Source organism: Nitrospirillum amazonense (assembly GCF_029594735.1).
GTDB classification, from domain to species: domain Bacteria; phylum Pseudomonadota; class Alphaproteobacteria; order Azospirillales; family Azospirillaceae; genus Nitrospirillum; species Nitrospirillum amazonense.
In genome coordinates this window covers 30,705-34,230 of the sequence record NZ_JARPAF010000003.1, presented here as the reverse complement: position 1 = coordinate 34,230, position 3,526 = coordinate 30,705, and the positions used below count along the sequence as shown (strand labels likewise).

General features: G+C 64.0%; 1 protein-coding gene. It reads right to left on the bottom strand.

The genetic code is table 11. The annotated features are described in order from the left end of the window. A partial coding sequence (locus tag P5F91_RS18620; protein WP_277908162.1) for a beta strand repeat-containing protein occupies positions 1-3,526 on the bottom strand: 3,526 nt, incomplete at both ends.

The following is a 3,526-nucleotide window of genomic DNA, read 5'->3' as shown; positions in this document are numbered from 1 at the left end:
TCCGTCACCACGTCGGTGGCGCTGTCCACCACATAGGTGTCGTTGCCCACACCACCGACCAAGGTGTCGTTGCCGGCACCGCCGTTCAGGGTATCGTCGCCCGCCCCGCCTGTCAGGGAGTCATTGGCGGCCCCACCGGTGATGACGTTGTTTAGCTCATTGCCTGTCCCAGTGAAGGCCGCCGTGCCCGTGTAGGTCAGGTTTTCCAGATTGGCGCCCAGCGTGTAGTTCGCCAGCGTGGTCCGCACTGTGTCGACGCCGGCACCCGCATCTTCCCGCACTACGTCGCCAGCGTTGTCCACCACATAGGTGTCGTTCCCCGCGCCGCCGATCAAGGTATCGACGCCGGCGGCGCCGTCCAGCGTGTCATCCCCCACCCCGCCGGTCAGCTGGTTGTTCAGGATGCTGCCGGTGCCGGAGAAGTTGCCGGTGCCGATGAAGGTCAGGTTCTCGACGTTGGCGGAAACCAGGGTGTAATTCGTCAGCCAAGTCCGGATTTCATCCGTGCCACCACCCGAATTCTCCTTCACCACGTCGCCCAGATCATCGACGTAATAGACATCATCGCCGGTGCCCGCACCCATGGTGTCAGCACCGGCTCCACCATCCAGCGTGTCATTGCCGGTGGCACCAATCAGGCTATTGGCCAGATCGTTGCCGACACCATAGAAATTGCCGCTGCCCGTGTAGGTCAGGTTCTCGACATTGGCACCCAGCGTGTAGCTGGACGCGGTGACCTTCACCTCATCCGTGCCGCCGCCGGCCGCCTCCACCACCACATCGTTGGCGCTGTCGGCGAAATAGGTGTCGTTGCCCGAGCCACCGATCATGGTGTCGTCGCCGGCCCCGCCCGAGATGCTATTGGCAACCGCGGCATTGCCCCTGAGCACGTTGTTCAACTCGTTGCCGATGACGGTGAAGCCCGCTGTACCCGCACCGCCGGTGTAGGTCACGTTCTCCACATTGGCGCTGGTTAGCGTGTAGTTCGCCAGGCTGGTCTGGATCTCATCCGTGCCCTCGCCCGCATTTTCGATGACCACGTCGAGGGCGGTGCTCACGACATAGACGTCGTTGCCCGCACCACCGATCATGGTGTCGGCGGCGGCACCACCGTCCAATGTGTCGTTGCCACCGCCGCCAACCAGCAGATTGCTGAGAGTGTTGCCGGTGCCATAGAAATTGCCGGTGCCGACGTAGCGCAGGTTTTCCACGTTGGCGCTCAAGGTGTAACTGGGGGCGGTGGCCCACACCTCATCCGTGCCGGCGCCCGTTTCCGTCACCACATCATTGGCATCATCCACCAGGTAGATGTCGTTGCCCAGGCCACCGATCAGGGTATCCACCCCGGCACCGCCATCCAGCGTGTCATTACCCCCGCCGCCGGTGATGGTGTTGGCCAGGGCGTTGCCGACACCGGAGAAATTGCCACTGCCCGTGTAGGTCAGTTTCTCGACATTGGCGCTCAGCGTGTAGCTGGCCGAGGTGGCCTGAACCTCATCGGTGCCCTCGCCCGGGTTCTCCACCACCACATCATTGGCGCTGTCCACCTGGAAGATATCGTCGCCAGTGCCACCGATCAGGGTGTCGTCCCCGGCTCCACCGTTCAGGGTGTCATTGCCGCCCGCTCCATTCAGTAGGTCATTGCCCGCCCCGCCGGTGAGGACGTTGGCGGCATCGTTGCCCGTACCGGTGAAGGCGTCAGCGCCGACATAGGTCAGCTTCTCGATATTGGCGCTCAGCACGTAGCCGGCCACCGAGGATCGCACTTCGTCGGTCCCCTCGCCCGCGTTCTCCACCACCACGTCGTTGAGGTTGTCCACGAAATAGACATCATTGCCGGCACCGCCGACCAGCGTGTCGGCCCCCGCCCCGCCATTCAGCGTGTCGTTGCCGGCACCGCTGGTGATGACATTCCCCAGGACGTTGCCCGTGCCGGTGAAGGCCAGGGTGCCGGTATAGGTCAGGTTGTCGACATCGGCAGTCAGCGCATAGGTCGCCACAGACGTCTTCACCAAATCCACGCCGGCGCCCGCCGCCTCGACCACCAGGTCGCCGGCATTGTCGACGATGTAGGTGTCATTGCCGGCGCCGCCGACCAGCGTGTCGGCCCCCGCGCCACCATCCAGCGTGTCGTCCCCCGCTCCGCCGGTCAGCTGGTTGTTCAGGCCGCTGCCGGTGCCGGAGAAGTTGCCGGTGCCGATGAAGGTCAGGTTCTCGACGTTGGCAGCTGTCAGGGTGTAGGCCGTCAGCCAGGTCCGGATTTCATCCGTGCCTCCGCCCGCGTTCTCCTTCACCACGTCACCCAGATCATCGACGTAATAAACGTCGTCACCCGTGCCCGCCCCCATGGTGTCGGCACCGGCGCCACCATCCAGCGTGTCATTGCCGGTGGATCCCGTCAGGCTGTTGGCCAGATCGTTGCCGACACCATAGAAATTGCCGCCGCCCGTATAGGTCAGGTTCTCGACATTGGCGCCCAGCGTGTAGCTGGCCGATGTTGCCTTCACCAGATCTATACCGGCGCCGGCCGCCTCCACCACGACGTCATTGGCGCTATCCACGACATAGGTGTCGTTGCCGGCGCCGCCGACCAGAGTGTCATCCCCGCCCTTGCCGTCCAACACGTCATTGCCGGCGCCACCAGTGATGAGGTTGCCAATATCGTTGCCATTGCCAGTGAAGCCGGCCGCGCCGGTGTAGGTCAGTTTTTCGATATTGGCGCCCAGGGTGTATAGCGCCGAGGAGGACTTGACCTCATCATTGCCCTCACCAGGGTTTTCGATCACCGCGTCAGCGCTGTTGTCCACCATATAGACGTCGTCACCCGCGCCGCCGATCAGCGTGTCGGCCCCCGCAAGACCGTCCAGCGTGTCGTTGCCGGCGCCACCGGTGAGGGTGTTGGCTGCGGCATTGCCGGTCCCGGTGAAGGCCCCCGTCCCAATATAGGTCAGCTTTTCCAGGGGGCCGCCCAGCACGTAGGAGGCGAGCGTGGTGCGCACCTCGTCGATGCCGGTGAAACTCCCCTCCGTGATCACATCGCCGACATTGTCCACGATATAGACGTCGTCGCCCGCACCGCCGATCAGCGTGTCGGCCCCAGCGCCCCCATCCAGCGTGTCATTCCCGGCACCGCCGGTGATGGTGTTGGCCAAGTCATTGCCGGTGCCATAGAAGCTGCCGGTACCAGTGTAGGTCAGCTTTTCGATGTTGGCGCTGAGCGTATAGCTGGCCGCCGTGGCCTGGACCTCGTCCGTACCTTCGCCCGCGTTCTCCACCACCACGTCGTTGGCGCTGTCGACACGGAAGATATCGTTGCCGGTGCCGCCGATCAGCGTGTCGTCACCGGCCCCGCCGATCAGGGTATCGTTGCCATCCCCGCCGCTCAGCACATCGTTACCGGCGCCACCGGTGATGGTATTGGCCAGGGCGTTGCCCGTGCCGGTGAAAGTGCCCGTGCCGATATAGGTCAGGGTCTCGATATTGGCGCTGAGGGTGTAGCTGGCCGCCGTGGCCCGCACCTCGTCCG